The sequence below is a fragment of the Streptomyces sp. C genome, assembly GCF_000158895.1.
Taxonomy (GTDB): domain Bacteria; phylum Actinomycetota; class Actinomycetes; order Streptomycetales; family Streptomycetaceae; genus Streptomyces; species Streptomyces racemochromogenes.
This window is the reverse complement of record NZ_GG657750.1, coordinates 6,336,801-6,339,886: the sequence shown is the minus strand read 5'-3', so window position 1 is coordinate 6,339,886 and position 3,086 is coordinate 6,336,801. Positions and strand designations below refer to the sequence as shown.

Here is a 3,086-nt window from a genome sequence, read left to right as displayed (position 1 = left end):
GAGGCGGTCCCCGAGGGCCAGCTGGATCTCCAGGGCGGCCACCAGCCGGGTCCGGGCCAGCGCCGGGCGGTCCTCGCGCCGCTGCACCAGCGCGTGGGCGTAGTCGGACCAGGACCGGGCCCACAGGTCGGCGGGGGCGTCCGGTTCGCCGTCCCCCACGGGTGCGGACGCCGGGGCGGTGTACGCCAGCGCCAACGCGAGGGCGGCCCGCAGCGCCTCCCGGCCCGGCCCGAACTCCGGCTCCGGCGGCAGCTGTGCGAGGGCGTCCCGGAACTCGTCGGCGGCCTCGCCGGGCCGGTCCTGCCACAGGGCCGCGGTGCCCCGGGCGTGCGCGAGGTAGGCCAGCGCGGAGTCCTCCCCCTGCAGTACGGCGGCGGTCCAGGCCTCCACCAGCAGCGGATCGGCCGCCCCCGCCCGGCCGAAGGCGGCGGCCAGCCAGGCCGCCAGGCACAGCGCGCGGGCCGGCCGGGGCTCCGGGTGCAGGGCCAGGGCCCGCTCCAGGTGCCGGCGCCCCTCCGCCTCCAGCCCGCAGGCCGACCAGAGGAACCAGAGGGACACGGCGACCTCCAGCGCCCCCGCCGGTCCGGCCTCGGACAGCGGGTCCATCGCCCGGCGCAGCTCGGGCAGTTCCCGCAGGGCCAGGGCGCGCGCCTGCGGCTGCGCCCCCGACCGCCACAGCCAGGCGGCCCGTTCGGCGATGACGCGGCACCGCTCGTGGTGGCGGCGCTCGGCCAGCGCCGCCTCGGTGCCCGGGGCGTGCGCGAGCCGCCGGGCCTCGTAGGCCCGGACGGACAGGGGCAGCCGGTAGCGGCCCGGCTCCCCGGGCTCGGCGAGCAGGGCGGGGGCGAGCCGGCGCAGGGTCTCGGCGGCGTCCTCGGGGCCGAGTTCGCCGAAGCCGCAGACCTGCGCGACGGCGGCCTCGTCGAAGGAGCCCGCGAAGACGGACAGCCGGGTCCACAGCAGCCGCTCCCCGGGCGAGGACAGCCGGTGCGCGCGCAGGACGTCGGCCCCGCCGGACCGGTCCGCTCCCTCGGCGAGGAAGCCGAGCGGGTCGGCGGTCAGCCGGTGCAGCGCCTCGGCCGGGCTGTAGCGGCCGGCGCGCCCGGCGGCCAGCTCCAGCGCTGCGGGGATCCCGTCGAGGGCGCGGCACAGGGCGGCGACGGCGGCGGCGTTGTGGTCGGTGAGCTCGAAGGAGGGGTCGGCGGCGCGCGCCCGCTGCACGTAGAGGCGTACGGAGGCGTAGCCGGAGATCTCTGCGGCGACGAAGCACCCGTCGGCCCCCGGCCGTACCGGATGCGTTGGCTCCGGATGCGTCGGCTCCGGGGGCGTCGGCGAGGTCGCGGGCGGGTCGAAGGCTGGCCGGATCATGTGGTTCGGGCGGCAGGGGAAGCGGGCCCACAAAGACCTCCGCCCCGTCATGGAACCCGAGCGTCCGCTGCGAGGTGGCCAGAATTCGCACCTGGGGCAATCGAGCCAGCAGCCGGTCCGCGAGCACCCCGGCCCGCTCCCCGAGCCGCTCGCAGCCGTCGAGCACCAGCAGCGCCCGGCGGCCTTCGAGCCGCCGCTCCAGCTCCCGCGCCAGGGTGCCCCGCGGCGCCGGCAGGCTCGCCAGACCGGCCCACACCACCTCGGCGCCCTCGGCGCGGACCAGGGCGCGAGCGGTCCGCGCGGCCAGCCGGGTCTTGCCTATTCCCGCTGGTCCGACCAGGCTGACCAGGCGTTCCGTAGAGAGCAGGGCAGCGGTGCGCGCGAGCTCGCGCTCCCGCCCCACGAAGCTCGACGGTTCGGCCGGCACCGCGTGGCGCAGGTTCGAGCCGGGGTCCCCCACACGTCCTCCTCCCGATCTCCTCAAGGCCCACTCGACCGCCTGGTGGCACGGCCGGGCCCACGAGGAGAGATGATCAGCCGAAAGCAGGGTTGACCGGCCGATGGCCGGGAGAACCACCAGGGGAAGGTATGAACTCGGCCATTTCCGCCATCGACGACACCGACCGGGCGCTCGTCCACGCACTCCAGCTCGCCCCGCGCGCGAGCTGGGAGCGCCTGGCACAGGTCCTCGGCGTGCGTCCCGAGACCCTCGCCCGCCGCTGGGAGCGGCTGACCGCCGCCGGCGACGCCTGGGTCAGCGGCCTCGGGCTGCGCACGGGCACCCAGGCGCCGTGCATGGCGTGGGTCGAGGTGACGTGCGCGGCGGGCGCCGCTCCGGCGGTGGGCGCAGCCCTGACCGGCGACGCCCACACCATGGGCGTGGAGCACACCACGGGCGACCGCGACCTGCTGGCCTTCGTCGCCGTGCCGAACCTGCACATGCTGTACCAGTACCTCTCCTTCCGGGTGCAGCGGATACCGGGCGTGGTCGGCACCCGCTCCTCGATGGTCACGGCCGTGCACGTCTCCCCCGACCGCTGGCGCCTGGACCAGCTGACGCCCGCCCAGGCCGACCTGCTGACCGGGCGCGGCCGCCGCAAGGGAGCCGCGGCCTCCCCGGCGCCCGTCGCCCCGATGCCGGAGGAGGACCGGCCGCTGGTGCTGGCCCTGGCCTCGGACGCGCGGCGCAGCGTGGCCTCGCTGGCCCGGGAGTCGGGGATGAGCGAGTCGACCGTACGGCGCCGCCTGGGCCGCCTGGAGGCGGGGCAGAGCCTGCGCTACAGCTGTGCGATGGCGGCGGGGCTGACGGGCTGGCCGGTGTCCGCCACGGTGTGGGCGGAGGTGCCCGAGCACGAGGTGGCCGACTGCGCGGCGGTGGCCTCGCGGCTGCGCGAGACCCGGACCTGCATGTCCGTCAGCGGCCGCTGGAACTTCATGATCGGCGCCCGGCTGCGCACCGTGGAGGAACTGTCGCGCTACACCGCCGACCTGACGCGGAGGATGCCGGGACTGCGCGTGACCGACACGGCGGTGGCCCTGCACGTACGCAAGTCGGAGTCGCAGGAGCTGGACCGGACGGGCCGGCGGGTGCGGACGGTCCGGCCGGACATCTGGACGGACACCACGCCGGTGGCCTGGGACGAGAGCCCTGCCGTACGGGACGGGCCGCCCGCACGGGACGGCGTAGGGGCGGTCGTCGAGGCGGCCCCCGGGGGGGG

General features: G+C 77.3%; 2 protein-coding genes. One reads left to right on the top strand and one right to left on the bottom strand.

Annotated features, from left to right (window positions below; all coding sequences use genetic code 11):
• On the bottom strand, positions 1 to 1,368 hold a 1,368-nt coding region (locus SSNG_RS38200), incomplete at its 3' end, for a hypothetical protein (protein ID WP_050779760.1).
• Positions 1,369 to 1,956: 588 nt separating this feature from the next.
• Here SSNG_RS38200 and SSNG_RS28475 point away from each other — a divergent pair.
• On the top strand, positions 1,957 to 3,086 hold a 1,130-nt coding region (locus SSNG_RS28475; RefSeq protein WP_007267391.1), incomplete at its 3' end, for an Lrp/AsnC family transcriptional regulator.